The sequence below is a fragment of the Pseudoalteromonas sp. OOF1S-7 genome, from assembly GCF_022347765.1.
Lineage (GTDB): Bacteria > Pseudomonadota > Gammaproteobacteria > Enterobacterales > Alteromonadaceae > Pseudoalteromonas.
The window spans coordinates 109,242-127,794 of the sequence record NZ_JAKRFZ010000007.1; the positions used below are offsets into that span (position 1 = coordinate 109,242).

At 50.4% G+C, this 18,553-nt stretch carries 15 protein-coding genes; 5 read left to right on the forward strand and 10 right to left on the reverse strand.

Translation table 11 applies throughout. The features are described from left to right. Positions 1–68: 68 nt before the first annotated feature. A complete protein-coding gene (locus tag MHN33_RS12110) occupies positions 69–1,073 on the forward strand; it encodes a glycosyltransferase family 9 protein (RefSeq protein ID WP_239398242.1) in 1,005 nt (334 codons plus the stop codon). A gap of 143 nt (positions 1,074–1,216) precedes the next feature. Beyond that, the gene (locus MHN33_RS12115) at positions 1,217–2,026 is read left to right on the forward strand and encodes an FkbM family methyltransferase (RefSeq protein WP_239398243.1); all 810 of its coding nucleotides are present in this window, start codon (positions 1,217–1,219) and stop codon (positions 2,024–2,026) included. A gap of 73 nt (positions 2,027–2,099) precedes the next feature. On the opposite strand, the gene MHN33_RS12120 is transcribed toward MHN33_RS12115, so the two are convergent. The 6 genes from MHN33_RS12120 to MHN33_RS12145 form a co-directional block, all read right to left on the reverse strand. Then, positions 2,100–2,744 (reverse strand): hypothetical protein, encoded by a 645-nt coding sequence (locus tag MHN33_RS12120; protein WP_010383366.1) that lies wholly within the window; start codon positions 2,742–2,744, stop codon positions 2,100–2,102. 467 nt (positions 2,745–3,211) lie between these two features. Next, positions 3,212–3,619 carry a group 1 truncated hemoglobin gene (locus MHN33_RS12125; RefSeq protein WP_239398345.1) on the reverse strand — a complete coding sequence of 136 codons (408 nt, stop codon included), beginning with the start codon at positions 3,617–3,619 and terminating at the stop codon, positions 3,212–3,214. Between the two features lie 54 nt (positions 3,620–3,673). Beyond that, positions 3,674–4,501: a DUF3034 family protein gene (locus MHN33_RS12130; RefSeq protein WP_239398244.1), complete on the reverse strand. Its 828-nt coding sequence runs from the start codon at positions 4,499–4,501 to the stop codon at positions 3,674–3,676. Between the two features lies 1 nt (position 4,502). Further along, positions 4,503–6,818, reverse strand: coding sequence for an EAL domain-containing protein (locus MHN33_RS12135; RefSeq protein ID WP_239398245.1), 2,316 nt, complete (start codon positions 6,816–6,818; stop codon positions 4,503–4,505). Beyond that, positions 6,808–7,527, reverse strand: a complete 720-nt coding sequence (locus MHN33_RS12140) for a methylamine utilization protein (RefSeq protein ID WP_239398246.1) — start codon at positions 7,525–7,527, stop codon at positions 6,808–6,810. Before MHN33_RS12140 ends, MHN33_RS12135 begins: the two co-directional genes overlap by 11 nt. 130 nt (positions 7,528–7,657) lie before the next feature. Beyond that, complete coding sequence (locus MHN33_RS12145) at positions 7,658–8,761, reverse strand: phosphoribosylaminoimidazolesuccinocarboxamide synthase (RefSeq protein WP_239398247.1); 1,104 nt, start codon at positions 8,759–8,761, stop codon at positions 7,658–7,660. 195 nt (positions 8,762–8,956) lie between these two features. On the opposite strand from MHN33_RS12145, the gene MHN33_RS12150 reads away from it, so the two are divergent. The 3 genes from MHN33_RS12150 to MHN33_RS12160 are packed head-to-tail and all read left to right on the forward strand — an operon-like array spanning position 8,957 to position 11,566. Further along, complete coding sequence (locus MHN33_RS12150; protein WP_239398248.1) at positions 8,957–9,649, forward strand: ABC transporter ATP-binding protein; 693 nt, start codon at positions 8,957–8,959, stop codon at positions 9,647–9,649. Next, positions 9,640–11,058 carry an ABC transporter permease gene (locus MHN33_RS12155; protein ID WP_239398249.1) on the forward strand — a complete coding sequence of 473 codons (1,419 nt, stop codon included), beginning with the start codon at positions 9,640–9,642 and terminating at the stop codon, positions 11,056–11,058. The genes MHN33_RS12150 and MHN33_RS12155 overlap by 10 nt, the downstream gene beginning before the upstream one ends. Before the next feature lie 10 nt (positions 11,059–11,068). Further along, positions 11,069–11,566 carry a DUF3299 domain-containing protein gene (locus MHN33_RS12160; protein WP_239398250.1) on the forward strand — a complete coding sequence of 166 codons (498 nt, stop codon included), beginning with the start codon at positions 11,069–11,071 and terminating at the stop codon, positions 11,564–11,566. A 63-nt stretch (positions 11,567–11,629) separates the two neighbouring features. Here MHN33_RS12160 and MHN33_RS12165 read toward each other — a convergent pair whose 3' ends face one another. The 4 genes from MHN33_RS12165 to MHN33_RS12180 form a co-directional block, all read right to left on the reverse strand. Next, on the reverse strand, positions 11,630–11,803 hold the full coding sequence (locus tag MHN33_RS12165) for a hypothetical protein (RefSeq protein WP_239398251.1): 174 nt from the start codon (positions 11,801–11,803) through the stop codon (positions 11,630–11,632). 80 nt (positions 11,804–11,883) lie between these two features. Continuing rightward, complete coding sequence (locus MHN33_RS12170; RefSeq protein WP_239398252.1) at positions 11,884–14,358, reverse strand: cation:proton antiporter; 2,475 nt, start codon at positions 14,356–14,358, stop codon at positions 11,884–11,886. A gap of 82 nt (positions 14,359–14,440) precedes the next feature. Next, complete coding sequence (locus tag MHN33_RS12175) at positions 14,441–17,032, reverse strand: M14 family zinc carboxypeptidase (RefSeq protein WP_239398253.1); 2,592 nt, start codon at positions 17,030–17,032, stop codon at positions 14,441–14,443. A gap of 74 nt (positions 17,033–17,106) precedes the next feature. Continuing rightward, positions 17,107–18,501, reverse strand: coding sequence for a hypothetical protein (locus MHN33_RS12180; protein WP_239398254.1), 1,395 nt, complete (start codon positions 18,499–18,501; stop codon positions 17,107–17,109). Positions 18,502–18,553 lie beyond the last annotated feature (52 nt).

The window sequence follows — 18,553 nt, forward strand, 5'->3', positions numbered from 1 at the left end:
ACAGAGATGATTTTGTTCATAAGCTTTGGTTATACTAGGATGCTTTAGTGCCCAAAACAAGAAAATCCATGTCCGTAACAGCCATAGATCCTCACCAAGTGAGTGGCCCCATCTTAGTGGTTCTGCCCCGCTATATTGGCGATGCCATCAATACCTTGCCAGCCATCGCGCTGCTCAATGAATTGTATCCGGGAAAAAAGATCTATCTGCTGGTGCGCCCTTATATGCGCGAAGTACTCGAAAGAGCGCACGGATATGACTTTGAATTGCTTGATGATACAAGGCACCAAGCAGATAAGCGAGTCAGCCTGTTTGGCTTTGCCAGAACGCTCAGGGCTTTTCGCTGCTCCATGGCAGTACTGTTTCGCGGCTCACTCACCGATGCCGTCCTCTGTAAACTGGCCAGGATCCGCTACGTAGCCGGATATGCCCAGAACGGCCGCACCCCGCTGTTGTCACATCCGCTCAAGGTTAATCAATGCCACCACTATATTTTTCGCTATTGCCGTCTGGTGAACGACGTTCATGGCAAGCCGTTCGCTCAGTTTGCCTTACCCCGACTCAAAGCAAACACACGTTCGCTCACACAGACTAAGTCACGCACGACCGGTGTTTATATTGGTGGTAAAAACAAAGGCTCCCGCCATTACCCTGCCAAGTTGGCGGCGCAGGCACTATTAAAAATACATCAGCAAAGCAGCACCCTGTTTTATTTGCTTGGGGATCCATCCGAGCAGCAAGATATGGAAGAACTCAAACAACTGTTGGATGCTGAGGGGGTTCAGGCCACCAACCTGGCAGGCAAAACATCTTTGGGTGAATTAGTCGACACCATTGCCGCCATGGATGTCATGATCACCATAGATTCCGGCCCGATGCATATCGCAGCTGCATGCCAGGTGCCAACGCTGGCATTGTCTGGTCTGGGCACGTCGCCCTTTTCACTGGTCGCGCCTTTAACACCGCTGTGCCACAACATCACAAGCCAGTCAAAGAGTCTGAGGGAATCTGAAATTATTTGTGCCATTGAGCCACAATATCTTGCGGAGCAATACAACCTGTTACTCAAGTGACCCCCATGACACCAGATATCCCTCACTCAATTTGTAGCACTTAATCAGACAGTACTTTTCTCACTACTGTCTTTGTGCTTGTCTGCCAGATAGATAGCCGCTACTATCCTGTTTGTAGAAAAGGAAATAACTGGAATAGACACATGTCAATTAATAAGCGCGCGCTGCTCCCAAAGCATTGTCCGAACCTTATCCGAATGGGAAACCAATTCGACGGGGGCTATATTGTCCCTAAAACCTATATTAGAGACACTGACGTCTTGCTCTCATTAGGAATCAATGATGACTGGCGGTTTGACAAGGAGTTCCAGGCACTCAACCCAGACTGTCGGGTCGTCGGCGTGGATTATACCGTCGGGCTTAACTTTATTGTTCGAAAAACCCTGCAAAATAGCATCAAATCTCTGCTCAATACCCTGCTGTTTCGCCATGATAAGCGCCAAAAATACTGGACACGTTTATTAAACTGCGTGTTCTTTTACAGTTTCTTCCGTGGCAAAAACAGCCATTTACAACGCCGTGTCAGCAAGACTTCAGGCCAGCTGGATATCAGCCTGGATGAGTTAATCATGAAGCACTGTGGAGATACAAAAGACACCGTTTTCCTGAAGATGGATATTGAAGGGGCTGAGTATCAGGTGATTGATGACCTGTGTAAGCATGCCGACCGGATCAATGTGGTTGCTGCCGAGTTTCATCATCTGGATACAAAAACGACGCAGTTCAATGATTTTATTACAGCGATGTCTGAGTATTTCCATGTCGTACATATTCATGGTAACAACTACGGCAAATACATCGATGCGATTGATTTTCCTGAGACGGTGGAAATCACCTTTATCAATAAAAGTCTGATGTCAGATCCAGCGCCTTCTCAACACAGCTACCCGGTAGAGGGGCTGGACTTCCCAAACAACCCGAAAAAACCGGATTATAATATTGCCTTTGAATAAAAAATCAAAAAGCTCAACAATAACTTATAATATTATTGTTGAGCTAATATTATCTACTTTGAAGTACTCAGGTTTAGCGCACTTCCAAATTTACTTCAAAACCATCAAAATCATATGCATCGTTGTCCGTAGCCAGGCCAGTCCAGCCACCACCATACGAAGCCCAAGGTGTGTAAGTCGCATTACCCACTTCACGACCTCCACGGTCAGATACTCTCAGACCGATACGAAAATCACTGAATGAGTGGCTACCACTCCAGGTACGCGTTTCGATTCGAATACGGAATGCATCCGGGTCAAACCGGTCAGTATCAAATGCCATGCCTGACCAACCGCCACCTTCACTCGCCCAGGGCGTATATTGCCAGTAACCAAAATCTCCACGGCCACCGCGGTCTGCAGCCTGAATAGCAATACGGAAATCTCGATCCGAGGGAAGATGATTCAGTATGGAAAGGTGAAGTTTTAACGCATCAGGATCATAGGCGTCTCTGTCAACTGCCCACTCAGATTGTACATTTGAACCAGCAGATAAGTATTTAGTATATTCAACCCTGCCCGGATCTCTGCCAGCGTCATCCAATGCCTGTAAACCAATTCTAAAATTATATTTTGAGCCGTTGCTTACAGTCACAAATTCTTCAGCAGGTTGTGCTGTGGCAGTCATTGCAAATCCACATCCAATCAACAAAGACACAGCTACTTTTTTAAGATTCATATTAATATCCTTTTATTTCGTTAAGGCACTAAATAGTGCAGGCCAACTCTACAAATCAAAATTTACAAAGTAAAGGCAATTTTAAAACAAAAATAAAACATATAAAAACAAATAAAAAAACAATGAAAATTGAAATAATAACCAAAATAAAATAATAAAAATAAAAGAGTAAAAATCAGAAACAAGCTCCCCTCTATTATTCCAAAAACCGTCATTTTCGGCTTAATTCATTGCTTCAAACAAAATTTAAAAGTCAGTTTAAACGTCGAAACAAAGATGGAGAAAGATTCAGTGTAAAAACTAAAATCCACAACACACTCATGGCATACAGTTCTTAAGTGGATGATGAACACCTTTTATCTACGCTGTGCGCGTTGTAACAACGAAGTAAGACAGGGTTTGGCATAGCACTTTTAGCGCTATTTTACGGATACCCCAGATTCTGGTAAGCACAAAGAGAGGTACACTCAGATCTTAATCACCTCACCACGCAGTGGCGCTAGCCTGGCCAGGATCTGGTTTTGCGTGGTGTGGGCAATGCCCGCTTCGGTCATAGCGTTGATCAACAACTCAACCACACGGTTAAAGTCGGCTTCAGTGATCTGCATGCCAGTGTGGATCTGTACCATAGAGTCACCCTGATAGTCGCAGGGTCCGTCGAGGGTATCGCACAGGTGGGTGATAAAGCCCTGACGGAAGTGACTCACATTGGCTTTGGCAAAATAAGGTAAAATGGCTTTATCACGGCCTATCTGATTAATAAACAAATCCACCAGACGTTCCAGTCCGGCCTGGCCGCCTATCTGTTGATACAAAGTGGGCTGGCTGGCGGACTGACAGCCACTGAATCCTATGCTGGCCAACAATAAAATCAGGCCATATAACGGGCGACTGGCATTGCGTGTTAGTCTCTTCACCCCCGCGCTCCCTTAAAAATAACCTGTAACAGACACATACCAGCCTGTTTGATCCGGCTGACCGGCAATACTGCCCAGATCCAGCCAGGCTGCAGTGATATTGACCTGCTTATTGATAAACCAGGCCACAAATACATCCTGCCACGGTTGTTCGCCCAATCCAAGATTGTCGGGCTTTTCACGATATTCGTAGCCCAAAGCCAGGCTCTGACTAAGAAAAATGGCCGTACTGGCTTCAAGATAAATGCGTTCGCTACCCTGCTGACCCCCATAGCCCAGCAGACCTAACTGATTGGCCTCGGTATGGCGCGCCGTGATATTCCAAAATGCATTGAAGCCGCCAAGGGCCCCCAGATGCAACTTGCTGGCAGCAAAGTAGATATCGGTGCCGCTGCCATCTTCAGCGCCCAGTAAATTGGCAACGGCATCGTCCTTGAGTGACTTATGCTGTAAGCCAAAACTCAGCTGTGGCCAGACACTGTAAACAATATCCCCATAAAGGCGCACTTTAACGCCGCTTACCGACTGTTCAATATCGGTATTGAGTGCCGGTACGGCAAAGGTTTGTTCGGCATAACTCAGCTCAACACGGTCAAACAGGTTGGCCTGAATACCACACACATCGAGGCGATAATCATCGACGCTGGCGCGACTACAAAAGCCACCAAGACTCCACTGCGCTTCGCTGGCATAGCCCGCCAGTTGCGCCCAGGGCACGATGCCCCCACCCGCACTCCCTTCAACCTGAGACACGCCGGGAGTGGCGAGTAACTTACCTGATCCGGCTATGCCTGATGTACTGATACACAAGGCACAGCAGGTTAAAGCGAGTCGCCACATGTTAGCCCGCTTCATGGTACTGGCCAAGCCATTGAGTCAGTAATTCCGCCTTCAACGGCTTACTCAGGTAATAACCCTGGGCGTAATCGCAACCCATTTCTTTGAGCAGTTCCAGTGAGGCTTTATCTTCAACGCCTTCGGCCACTACAGAGAAACCGAGCTGATGGCCCAGACTGATGGTGGAGCGTACAATGCATTGATCCTGATGAGTTTCAGCGAGTTTGAGAATAAACACTTTATCCAGCTTAAGCTCATCTATGGGCAGCATTTTTAACCGCCCCAGTGAAGTTTGTCCTACCCCGTAATCGTCCAGAGATATATGTACCCCAATTTCTTTGAGCACTTTTAGCGCGGCGATGCCTTTTTCTTCATTTTCGATCATGTCCCGCTCTGTCAGCTCTATGGTGATCAGCGAAGGGGAAATCTGGTAGCGGTCTAACATAGCCTCCAGATGCGGCACAAAGTCGGGATCGGCAATATCCTGGGCCGACACATTGATAGCCGCTTTCATGGTGATCCCCTGCTCTACCCAGTTGGCTACCTGTGCCACCACGGTTTTGAGTACCCATTGAGTCAGTTCGACAATCAGGCCAGACTGCTCCGCCAGATCAATAAAAAATTCGGGCGACACCCATTCTCCGCTACGCCGCTGCCAGCGGATCAGCGACTCAACCTTATCGACCTGTTGGCTGTGCATGTTCAGTTTAGGCTGATAAGTCATAAACAGCTGGCCATCATCACTTTGCAACGCGGCCTTGAGTTCATCAATGATCAGCAAACGCTCCAGATACGCTTCATCTTCACCAGTCTGATAGAAGTAAACTGAGTTATTGCCCTGCTGTGCAGCATTATCGGCCGCGATCAGTGCCCGCCTCACGAGATCTTCCGGATCGTCGGCCTGCTCAGGGTAGTGCACCACCCCAACGCTAAAACGCAGATTGATCTCCAGTTTTTGCACCTGATAAGGCTGGTTAAGCGCACTCAGAAATCCAGAGACACAGCCCTCCATGGAGCTGTCTTCTTTGGCTGCCAGCACCGTTAAAAACTCATCGCCACCCAGGCGGGCATTCAGCCCTTCAAAACTGGCACCTATCTGTTCGATGCGCTGTGCGACGGCCTGAATACAACTGTCTCCTACGCGAGGTCCCAGTTTATCGTTAATGTGTCTGAGGCCTTTAATATCGACCACCAGCAGGTAATACACCCGGCCATCTTGCAACAAGCGAGTGAGTTTCTCCATCGCCGCTGCCCGGTTATAAAAGCGGGTCAGACCATCGTGGCTGGCCTGATAGCGAATTTGCTTTTCCCGTGCCTGGATATCGTCACCCATTTCATGAAAGGCATCTACCAGCTGGCAGATCTCTTTGGTAGGTCGAGACTCGTGTACGGTTGCCTCATAATCACCCAGTGCAAAACGGCGTGCCATCACCGTCAGCTGTTGCAAAGGGGTGGCCAGGTTGCGGGCCAAAAAGCCACTGGCAACAAATCCAAACAACATGGTCAGGCACGACGACAAAATAATGCTCAGCACCAGCTGATCAAATGCTTGATAGTCTTTGGTCATATCGGCACTCAACACCAGGCTGACTGGCGAAGAACTGAGCGCAGGCAATGCAACTTCTGCATTGATATATACCGGGAACTCACTCAGCCAGCGCGTTATTTTTTGTTCGTGCAGATAAGCAAACAGGTCATGAGACTCGGGCAGACGCAAAGAGCTGGCCTTAATCTGTTCACCATGACCGATAAAGCTCATTTCCATGCCGGTCAGTTCACGTAGCTGGCCGGCAACTTCTTTATCAACGGCAAAACCGACAATTGCAAAGGCAATGGTACGTGGTGCCTTCACGGGCAAAATAATGGCCTGATAGAGTTGCTTGTCGAGGCTGACAAAAGCCGATTGTTCGGTGTGGTTTAATAGCTCTCTGAGCAGCGGGCGTAAGTCTTCGGCCAGCTCAATTTCGGCCTGATTGGCGGAGATCAGCTGACCGCGCACGTCGAGCAACAACATCAGATCGGCATCGATGCGTTGGCTGTGATTAAACAACACACTTTCAATGGTGGGGGCATCCCGGGTTGCAACGGCCTGTTTAAACCCAAAATCCTGTGTCAGTACCGTGGCTGCAGTGACCAGCAAGCGTTCTTTGGCACTGAGATATTGCTGATAGACATTTTGTGCCGTCTGAATATCCTGCTGTACCTTGCGCTCATTAAACTGGCTGGTAGACCACCAAAAGCTGGCCAAACTGGCTACGGCTGTTAGCAGCACTAACCCGACGCACAATGCAATAATGCGATTTTTAAAACTAGTGCCCATGATGCTCCTTAAACATCTCCGAGAATGTGTTTCTGGGTGCCGGTGCCTGTATTTCTATAGTAGCAGACCCGGATTGTTGTAATTGTGTCACCGTCACTATCCTGCGCGTGTCGATTTCCTGACTTTGTAGGGCATGCCAGATTGCCACTTGCTTTGCGTAAGCGGGTATCTCTACAATGCCCTGCTGATTACTGATAAGCACATCTTTTGATTGAGAAACATAGATATAACCCACCATCGAATCATGAATATTACATCCTAGAACAACGACGCCGGGTTGTTCAAATCGTATCGGTTGAATGGGTGTACCTGCATACAATTTTAGCTCGAAACGCTTTGTATCGGAGAAGGAATAAACATGATGACGAATATCATCGCTGTTAGGAAAGCTCACCGCCTGGCCCTGCGTAATGGCGAGTAATCTGGGCTGAAACTGTTTATTAACCTGATCCATAATGGCGATGCCGGACGTCGGCTGCACATGCACTGGCACAGTCACTTCCACAACGACATCAGCCAATGGGGTGCCGTGTTGATCCACAAACTGAAGGGGGTAACCGTTACCGGACCCGTACGAAGAACTTACAAACCCCCAGAGCAATATCACACAGAAATAGCTGACAGCACGTCTGAACTGAGTCAGACGGCAAAGTGTGATCCTTACCGGGTTATGCCCGCAGAGCGCCATGGTTGTGTGCCTGAGTTTCATGCATACCCTTAAGTAAAAGTGACCCTGAAAAGAAAAGCAAGGACTAACCGAAAATGACAGCGTCGGGATAAAACTCAAGACCATAAAAAAGCGGCAGTCCGCCGCTTTTTTATTACTCAGCCAGTGCCACTCAGGCGTTGATCAGGCCATACTCTTTATCCAGCACGGCAATCACTTCGTCACGCGGATTTTGAGGAATGGCTAACTGCTTACCGACGATTTTACTGGCAATGCCCACATAAGTATCAGACACCGACATCATCACCTGCTCTGGTAATTTGTAGCTGGTTGCCAGCTGCTCACGCTCATTCATGCGATCTTTGTTCAGCAAGACGTCGCTGTCGGGCACATTGTTGATCAACAGCTGGCGGAAACCTTCTTTCGAGTTCTCCACGATTTTGCCGTCCCGGTAGGCCGGGCCATCCCAGATCCGCGATGAATCAGGCGTGCCCACTTCATCAATATAGATCAGGCGCTCTGTGCCATCTTTGTCTTCGACATAACCAAATTCAAATTTGGTATCAACAAAGATCTGGTCCAGCTGAGCCAGCTCCTGAGAGATCAAAGCAAAGCCTTCGCTCAGTAGCTGCTCATAACGTGCTACATCGGCTTCGGATTTAAAGTTAAATGCATCCAGATTATCCGTGATATTGCGGCGGGTGATGTTCACATCATCCACTTCAGGCACATCTGCTAAACCACGAATGATCCCTTTGGTTGACGGGGTGATCAATACTTCATCCAGCTTCTGATGCGCGTTGAGGCCTTCGGGCAGATTGATCCCACAGAACTCGCGCACGCCTTTGCTGTAATCGCGCCACATGCTGCCAGTAATGTACTGACGGGCAATGGCTTCCACCCGCACAGTACTGGCTTTACGTACAATCCACACGTAAGGATGTGGAATATCCACGATGTGGTTGCCGGCCAGGCCGGCTTCATCGAACAATTTAAACCAATGGGCGGCCACACTGTTCAGTGCGATACCTTTACCCGGCACACCATTGAGGCCATTTTCGCCCTGCCAGATGCAATCAAATGCGGAGATGCGATCCGAGATCACCATGATCGCCAGCTCAGTCCCGACCGGGACGTCATAGCCTTTTTCTTCGATCAAGCGGGCGCTGTCCTGGTCGGTTAACCAATAAACTGAACGTACTTTACCACTGTGCACAGCACCTTTGGTGCGAATGGGTAGATCGTCATTGACGTCTAGAACTTTGTAGCTACTCATTGTATCTCCATAGAGAACGGCTGCGTCTTGCTAAAGGACGCAAAATACAGAGGGGGTTAGAGCGGTGTATGATAGTCGAGCAGCCGCTAAATCACAATTGCTTTACCGCACTGATCGGCGATATGCCGCAGGCAGGTTTAGCTTGGGGCACAAGTATTTTATGATGCGGGCGTGATCCGCCATTGATGTGAGACTATGCTAGAAATTAACGACCTGATATTTCGCTGGCCCGGCCAGACAGATGCCACACTCAACATACCCAAACTGGAAGTTGCTCCCGGTGAGCGGGTATTTTTACATGGCCCAAGCGGCAGCGGTAAATCAACCCTGTTGGGGCTTTTGAGCGGCGTAAACAAACCCGAGTCTGGCTGCATCCGCCTGCTTGACAGCGATCTGGCACAGCTTAGCGATGCCGCCAGAGACAAATTCCGGGCCGATCACATTGGTACTATATTCCAGAACTTTAACTTGCTGCCCTATCTAAGCCCGGTAGAAAACGTCATGCTGGGTTGTCACTTCTCCCGCAGTCGCAGTGAACGCATTAAAGCATCAGGTAAAACACTGATCCAGCAGGCCGAACAGCTGTTACAGGAGCTTGGCCTGGATACCAGCATTATGGCGCGTTCTGTAGCTCAGCTGAGTATTGGTCAGCAACAGCGGGTTGCCGCAGCCCGGGCCTTTATTGGTCAGCCGGAGTTGATCATTGCCGATGAGCCGACCTCTGCACTGGATGCTGATAACCGTAACGCCTTTATCGAACTGTTGTTCAAAGAAGCCAGCCAATATGGCGCAACCATTTTATTCGTCAGCCATGACAGTAGCCTGGCCGCTATGTTTGATAAACATCTGAGCCTGACCGACATTAACGAGGTAGCTCAATGCAGTTGATCACGTTAGCAACCAAAAGTATGTTCAATCGCAAGGCCAGTGTGCTGCTGACCTTGTTTACCATAGCCATCAGTGTGATGCTACTGCTGACCATTGAGCGGGTACGCCAGGAAGCCAAAAGCAGTTTCAGCAATACCGTGTCGGGCACCGATCTGATCGTCGGCGCACGCAGCGGTGATATTCAGCTTTTGCTTTCCAGCGTATTTCGCATCGGTCATGCCAACAACAGCGTCAGCTGGGACAGCTATCAGGATATCAAGGCGCAACGCGGTGTAAACTGGGCCATCCCCATCAGCTTAGGCGACAGCCACAAGGGCCATGCGGTGCTGGGTACCGACAGCACCTACTTTGCACACTTTCGCTATGGCAAAAAGCAACCACTGGCCTTTGCCGCGGGTCGCGCGTTTGTCAATGCACAGGAAGTCGTACTGGGCAGCGAGGTCGCCCAAACAATGCATTACCAGCTTGGCCAGCAAATCGTGATCTCACACGGTATGGGCAATACCAGCTTCCACCATCATGACGAAAACCCGATGACCATAGTGGGGATCCTGGCGCCAACCGGCACGCCGGTGGATAAAACCGTGCATGTGCCACTGGCAGCCATCGAGGCCATGCATAACCAGCCTAAATCAGCGCCGCGCATGATAGGTAAACCAAAACTGTCAGCTGAGCAAGATGATGCGCATGAACACAATCACAGTCATGACCACGGCCATGCTGATGAGCACAAGCACAATGACAGCCATGACCACGACCATGCAGATGAGCATGACCACGGTCATGACAAGCCCGACACCATCGCAGTTGCTGTGCCGGCACCCGCAGACCTGCATGGTGACTTGATTGGCGAGCCAAAACAGATCACGGCATTTTTAATGGGGCTGGACTCGCCACTGTACACCTTGCAGATCCGCCGTAATATCAACCATTACAAAGCCGAGCCACTACTTGCGATTATGCCCGGTGTCACGCTGCGTGAGCTGTGGCGCATGCTGGGCCTGGTAGAAAAAATCCTGTTGCTGTTCTCAGGCGTTGTGGTGCTGATCAGTCTTTTGGGTATGCTCACAACCTTACTGGCCACGCTCAATCAGCGCCGCCGTGAGTTGGCCATTCTGCGCTCTGTGGGCGCGCGACCACGGCATATTTTTACCCTGATGAGCAGTGAAGCCATTTTAATTACAGCTGCGGGTTGCGCACTGGGTATTGCCCTGTTTTACGCGCTTATCGCTCTAGCGCAGGGCACACTGCAAAGTCAGTTTGGGATCAGCCTGAGCATTTCACTGCTCAGTCACTATGAACTGATGTTGATCGGCGTTATCATGGCGGCCGGTACTTTGATGGGCATATTGCCTGCAACCCGGGCCTATTTCTATTCGCTCAGCGATGGCATGAGCATTAAGCTATAAGAGGTTTTGAATGACACCATTACGCACTTTTTTCTGGCTATGTACTGCGCTATTGCTCTTTTCAGTACAAGTGCAGGCTGAGCCCCCTAAAGAGATTTTCTGGGAAGATCTGATCCCTCAGGGCCATGTTCAGCTCAGCAATCAGGACGCCGCAGCCAGTCATGATGGCGACCAGCAAAACTGGGTGCAGCCGGACTTGGATGCACCGGTGGTCAAAAGCCTGGATGGTAAGCAAGTGAGTTTACCCGGATTTGTGGTACCACTGGAAGGCGACAGCGAAGTGATCACGGAATTTCTGCTGGTCCCTTACTTTGGTGCCTGTATTCACGTGCCCCCCCCACCACCCAATCAAATTGTCCATGTTAAAATCAAGAACGGTGTGCCCATCGACAGCCTGTATGATGCCATTACTGTCACGGGGACTATGAAAGTTGCAACCTGGAAAGGTGACCTCGCACAAACCGGTTATCAAATGGACGCGGTTGGCGTCGCACCGTTTGAATTATAAACACCGGGTGATTTATCTGAATGTGGCTCAGGGGTGAGCCACATGGCACTTATACGACAGGCCTTAGCACAGGCAGCTTCTGAAATGGTAAGTATCACAGAAAACGGCTGCTGTATTACAGGCATCCCGTTCGGTATAGCGCACGCCACCCGCAACCTGTGGCGTCTGCGCCCCGTCCAGAGCACGAGACTGGCAATCTAACTGCTTTATCGATTTTTTATTTAACTGTAGTTTCATGGTTTATTTCCTTATTGTTGTTTGAAATATGTGCCTTTAGCACCTCACTACAGTTGCATACATTTCGACCAAATGCAAAGCTACACATCGGCCAGCTGCTGGCAAAAAATGCGCATCAAGGCCGGGTCTTCCTGCATCAGTGTTTTCAGTTTTTCGGCCGGGATCCACATGACTTCGCAGGGGGTTTCGGCCAGATAATCCAGCGCCGAAATGCCTGTCAGTAAGGCGGTTATTCCCAGTGCCTCGCCCGGCCCCCTGACGACAACCTGGCTGTGGCCATGCGCGCCTGCAGCCACTTCCCGCACACTGCCCCGGTACACCACCCCCAATTTATTCAGCGACTTACCCTGGCGGATCAACACCTGTCCCGCATCATATATACCGCGCTCCTGACAGGCACTGATTTGTTCTCGGGTTGATTGTGTGGCGCCATGTAACCAGGGTATCTGCTGGTCCAGCTGTGCCGCTTCCGTCTGACGAAAAATCGAGGCTTTTTGTAATGCGGCCATGCGCTTTTCAACATCTTCCAGTAAGCGGCCGGCTTCGGGTTTATCGAGCACCGCCAGCTTCAGTTGCTCGTTGATCACCGCACGCTCACGGTTTAGCAGCAATCGGGTAGCCGCCTGTGATTGCAATGCCTGAACGATATCCGGAAACGTCTCCTGAAGTTCATTGATGCGCGCTATGGTCTGAGTGATGTTGTCCTGCACCTGCTGACGAACCTGGCCTGCTATCTGCGCGTTTGGCGACAACGTATCGATATGACTTTCCAGTGCCTCCTGAGCCTGAATAAACCCCCGTGCCACATCGTAACCCACGACCAGACGTTCAAAATACAACCTCAGCAGTGCCCGCTCCAGCCAGGCGATACCGCGCAGTCGCTCCAGCCAGCCGGGCACCTGCCAGGTCGCAAACAGGGTATCACGCTGCCCGATACAGGGGCTGCCATCCAGTGCCTGCTCCACAGCTTCAACCAGCAAGTTGGTTGCCCGTTTACCCAGCGTGCCTTGTTCAAACTGCGTCCAGTAATGTTTGCGCTCGGTTTCAAGCAGGCGGCGTAAAAAAGCGGTATTGAGGTCATCTTTGTCTATCGGTGTTGCCGTGTCTGACTGTGCCATTGCTCCCAGTTTGACCTGGGCTTTCACCTGCTGCCAGTCAGCACCGCGTAAAAACGGGCTGTCCATCATGGTTGGCAACAGGGTTTGCAGGGTATTGGCCACCTGCTGATTGGCTTTGTCGACGGTAGCCTGTTTGGCCGGGGGCAGGCTATCTAGACGCAGAAACTTCAGCAACATGCCCATGGTGCCCCCGTTAATTAATATCGTTAGTACCACAATGCCGGCACACAAAAACAGCATGCGATCGCTGATCTCCTTGGGGATCGCCTCGCTTGCAGCCACCGTCAATGCCAGCGCCAACGAGACCGCCCCGCGCAGGCCGCCCCAGCACAACACGCTGGCTTTCTCAAATGTAATGCCAACGCCTATGCGGCTCAGCAGCGGGGTAAATACAGTGATAGAAGTGGCCCGGATCAGCATGATCCCCACATACAGAATGCCCAGCGTCTGCCACGCCTGAAGATCGTCCAGTGGCACCCGAATGGCCACCAGGATCCCCACTAACAGGAAAATACAAGTATTGGCAATATGCGCCATCATTTCCCAGAAGTGGTGTAAAAACCCGGCGACCTCCGGGCTTATGCGAGTGCGCCCGACACTCGCCAGCACCAGCGCCAGGGTCACCACAGCTACCACCCCGGACACATGAAACGACTCGGAAATGAAAAAAGCCGAATACGCCGCCGCAATGGTGAGGGTGATCTCTATCATGGGATCGTTAAATACCCGATCGATCCACATAATACACAACCCACCCAGTACCAGGCCTATCGCCAGCCCCACCAGCACGACCCCGGCAAACTGGCCAACCGCCTGTACAGGTGAGGCCATCATGGCTCCTTCCCCTGCACTGCTGGCCAGTACCCAGACATAAAACAAACTGAAAAACACAATGGCGGTACCATCGTTAAGCAAAGACTCGCCCTCAATCAGGGTTTCGAGGCGCTTACGCGAACTGACTTCCTTCAGCAAGGCCACCACGGCCACCGGATCGGTGGCACTGATCAGGGCACCAAACATCAGGCACATGGCCCAGCTCCACTGCCAGTGTTCAGGTACGCTCAAATGCAGTAACTCGGCCGTCAGCCAGATGGCCAGCATCAGACCTGGCACCGCCAGAATGGCGATTTGAGTAAACATGCGCCGGAATAAATGCACTTCCATAGCAAAGGCACTTTCAAAGATCAGGGTCGGTAAAAACAGGAAGAGGAACAGGTGTGGATCGATGTCGGCCACCAGCGTCAGGGTATCGCCCACCACCTGTATGTCGCCGCCAAAAACCTCACCCCGCTGCGCCAGGCCAATGCAGATCCCTATCACCAGCAATGCCACAGTGTAAGGGATCTGGGTATTTTTCAGGGCATGACGGGTCAGTGCACCAATAAACAGGGCCAGGATCAAAAATACCAGGACCAGAATGCCAGATTCAAACTGCATACCAGCCACCTTAATCGCCGCGCTCACAATGGAGTAAGCTTAGTTCAACCAGGCTGGCCCTGTTAGTTTATGGATAAAAAACTCAGCGCTCGGCTTTGCCCGGATAATATATGGTTACCGGCTGCGAGTAATTCGGCACATCATCATAGCTAAACACCGCGTAATACTTAGCAATATCCGGCGTGCCGAAGTTGTCCAACGTATAGTTATCCCGTCCCCCGTAAAGCTTCACCCCATCAAAGGGCGAGCGCGGCGGATGGAAACGGTTGCGCACCACAAAAAAGCCTACCAGATCTTCGTCTTCTTCATTTTCCCAGGTCAGCTTGACCACGCCGTTTTCGACCTGGGTTTGCAGATTATGGGGTGCCGCCACCGGATGTTTGCGGCGCTCGATATAATCAATCTTCAGCTGTGCTGGCTGCTGATCCTGACAGTTGGTCCAGTTCACCAGTGCATCTGTGGCCTGCGACTCCGCCGTGGCTCGGATGATAAAGTAGAATGGGGTCTGTGCCTGATGCAAACGCTCCAGTTCCTGCAAGCTGTAGCTGTCAAAGATAAAGTGATGCTCGGCGCGCTCCCTGAGTTGCTCATTACTCACCTCATAGCCGATATACTCTATCTTCTGACGCTGTTTAACATGCTGATAATCCACATCCCTGAGTTCCACCAGCTCAATAGTAAAGCGCACATCCCGTGCCGAGGCTATGGAATTACAACAGCGTACGGTGAGGCAGGCATTGGTGAAGACCGTACGATCCACCGGCAAGTCCACATTCAGATCAAACGACATCTGGCCGTATACTATGTCGCCTTCAGCATCGAATCCCGACGCCAGCTTATCGGCCACTACCTTATCTTTGTATATGGTATTACAGGACAGCGGGCTCAGGGCGAGCTGCTGTTCAGGTAACTGATAAACCAGCTCCAGGTTAGGCCGGTAATGCAGACCACTGCCAAATGAACCGTAGCCTATATCGAATTGCATCACCTGAGAGTCTTTGCCCAAAGGTAATTTCTTTGGTCCCTGTAAACGTAGCAGCAAACGCTTTTGCTTTAACAGTTTGGCCAGTAAGCTGCGCTCAACGCCATTAAACAGCCATTTCAGCCAGATCCCCTGAGTCAGTTTATCGGACTCTATGGTTTGTCCCAACGTATGCAAAGGCTTAGCATCAGCAATGGTATTGTAGTCATAGATGTCCTCAAGCTGATCTGCATCGAGAATAGCCACAGACCACTCGCCATACTTTTCAATTTTGGCGGCTACCCGGTTCATCGGATAAATAAAAAACTGGGCGCTTAAGATCTGCGAGCCCTCCACGATACTACTGAGATCAAACTGCACCACGCCCATGCTGATCCCACGCTTTTTATCGACGCCAATAAACATGGAATTATAACCAAAGTGCTCTTTGTTTTTAGCCTGATTGTTCTGCGATAAATAGCCCACAGACTCGCGCGAAGGAAACAAAGTGCGGGCGCTTTCAGTCCGGCCCAGGCGGGTTTTTAGCCTCAGCTCGGGACTGAATGACGATTTAATTTTAGTGACCTTATCGACAGCACGAATGTTGTAAAAATAACTGTGCCCGCTACGTAGCTGACTATCTGTAAACCCTAAAGTTTTAGTGATAGCCACCAGGGTTTCTTCACCGCACGGATTTTTGTTGTGCTGACTGCGATAGACTTCAAAATAAATGTCGTCCCTGTCCTCATACTGCCACTCCAGCTCTACACTGTCATGGGACACGGATTTAATGGTGAAGCCTTCAACCCGCTTAGGTGCCAATGGTGAGTAATTGATCGCCTCACTCAGCGCATATTGCACGGCCGGTATATTCTCGGCCACACTCTCGGACATATTTTTCATATAATCCGGAATGTTACGCGTGCCCACCTCCACCACAGTGGCGATGATCCCTTTACGATAATAATACTCGCGGCCACTGCCGTGGATCAGCTGAGCGGGCGGCTTGCCACGGTGGATCCCATACTGACGACCCGTGACCTTTTTAATCTCGTGGTTCATGTTAGCGCATAACACATTCAGATCGGTGCCTTCGATCTCCACTTCATGATTAAACTTATGAGCAGGGAAAAAGACGTTACCCTGGGAGTGATAATCCAGTGCAATGCGAATATTCTCGTGACTTTCCACAAAATCGCGAATGGCACAGGTTTCCGGTTCAGAAAAGGCATGAGGACCGCCATAGGTATTCGAGCCGGTATTCTGATTGCGCATAAACTTGGCATCAAAGTTACGGTTCAGGTCCACCCCAAAAGTACCATCGCCGTTGTTGCGTCGGTTCTTGCGCCAAAATGAAAAGTGGTTACGAGAGTACTCAAAGCCATCAGGGTTCAGACACGGCACCATATACAGAGTATTGCGGGTCAACGCATGTTGCAGCTTAGGGTTAAAGCGATAATTATCAATCACATACTGAACAAACTTCACTGCCAGTTCATTGCCTATCCACTCTCTGGCATGAATCGAGCCGGTATACAGTAGCGCTGGTTTATCATCAGCGTAGGTCACATCCAGGGAAATGGTCACCAGCATGATTGGTCGGCCTTCCCAGGTCTCACCAATACTTTGTAAACGGATCAAATGGGGATGCGCGCTCATGGCGCTTTGCAGGAACTCTATGGTGTCCTGATAGGACGCATATTGGATTTTCATAGCGGTTGCTCAGTTGCAGAAAACGATAAGCTATAACCCGGATCAGATGGCCTGATCCGGTACAGCAAGAAACACTAATGTGTAGTCATTCCAGGCGGCATCACTTGTTGCCAGTGTGCCACAATCTTTTCCAGTTTCTTGTCCTTCAGGTTTTTCACCACACACAGTTGCTGCGGCTCAGTATTCAGGGCTTCAACGACGCCGTGTGCACCAAACGTCGACATGATCTCATCGATCATCTTGTCGCCAATGCCTTTCACCTGAGCCAGGATCTCCCGGATCTGCGCCTCATCAAACATCGGAGCCGGATAGCTGTTTAGCTCCATGCCCGCCTGCTCATCGCTGCCCGGAATGGGTTGCAGGGCTTTGGCCTGTGCCGATTTAGCCTGCAGCACGAAGTTATCCTGCAGGTTCCAGATCTCGCTTGGCCACTCTTCGATGCGTTGATGCTGGGTATCGAGAATTGGAAACTGTTGTTCATCCATGCCGTGGAAAGTCTCGCCGCAGTCCTGACTCGGTGTGTAACTGGAAAAACCAATGTGGCGCATAGTGCGCAGCAAGCGTGAATCGATTTTGCCCAGCTCTTCCCAGTTATACAGCGGGATGCTCGGCTTACGGAAATGGCCGTCCGACAGTAACCACATCAGATACTGACCGATCCAGTCACGAATATACGGAAACGCCGCAAAGGCGGTGGCACATTCCAGGATCCTGAGCTTGCCATCTTTGCCCAGTGCAATGTCGCAGGCCCAGTATTCTGCATTGGCCGCTTTCGACGCGGCAGTCGCCAGCTTCAGGACCGACTTAGGTACCGCCTGATAGTCCATACTGCCCCCCTGGCTGGTGTTGGTCAGCCACTCCCCTTCCGGGGGACGACGCCAGAACGCACACACTGGCTTATGACCCACCAGCATGACACGAATGTCTGCTTCCATAGGCACAAAATCTTGTACATAGGCCGGGTAGTATTTTTTCTCCGCCAGCAGCGCCATCGCTTCGTCGTAATTGTCCACTTTGTGGACAAAGTAGCCGCCATAGTTGGACGGGCCATAAGAGCGCTTAATGATCTTCGGATAACTGGCCTGACTGAGGTAGCGTTTGGCTTTTTCCGGGACATAGAAGATTTCGGTATGTGGTGCCGGCAGTTTGTATTTGCGGCAAAAATGGGTCACGTTCTCTTTTGACTTGTTAGAGAACTGGCTGTCCAGCGAGGGCAAAAAACGCACATGCGGCAAGGCACGCGCGATTTCACGAAACGTTTCGTAGGCCGTCGCGGGAATATTACCGATCAGCACATCGATTTGCTTGCGCTTCACTTCGGCAATAAAACGCGCTTTGTCATTGCCCCAGTGATATACCACAGTTTCGATTTTGTCTGGCCAACCTTTGAAGTTGGATTTGTCAAAAAAGCGTAAGACGTAATCCAGATAGAGAAGTCCAATCTTTGGGAGTTTGGGTTTTGCAGTCATTGCTCGGGCCACCTTGGCAAAATTAATGGGTTGGTAAAATAACTCTGTGCTC